Below are 389 nucleotides of genomic sequence, written 5' to 3'. Positions count from 1 at the left end.
AGTCGATGCGGCTGAAGGTCAACGTCTACAACCACAGCAACCGTGGCCAGGGCCACTGGTTCAGCCCGTCCAATCCGTCCAACCCGGGCACCGGTCGCGAGATTCCGATCTCGATCCGCACCACCGAGTACGCGATCGACCGTACCGGCGTGACCTCGGCGTTCACCTGGAACGTCGGCGGCCACGACCTGGAAGCCGGCCTCTGGTACGAGGACAACGGCCACAGCGTGCAGCGCAACTTCTACTACATCGACGGCCCGGTCACCGATGACTTCTTCCTGCGCAACCCGGACCAGCGCGTGTGGCACCAGCGCTACACCACCATTACCCGCCAGTTCTACGTGCAGGACCGCTTCCGCCTGTTCGATGACCGGCTGACCATCGACATC

General features: G+C 63.8%; 1 protein-coding gene. It reads left to right on the top strand.

The window, feature by feature from the left end; translation table 11 throughout:
• On the top strand, positions 1–389 hold a 389-nt coding region (locus L6966_RS12035), incomplete at both ends, for a hypothetical protein (RefSeq protein ID WP_237233480.1).

The organism is Rothia nasisuis (assembly GCF_928381405.1).
In the GTDB taxonomy this organism is placed as follows: Bacteria; Actinomycetota; Actinomycetes; order Actinomycetales; family Micrococcaceae; genus Rothia; species Rothia nasisuis.
This window is presented reverse-complemented; position numbering and strand designations above follow the sequence as displayed.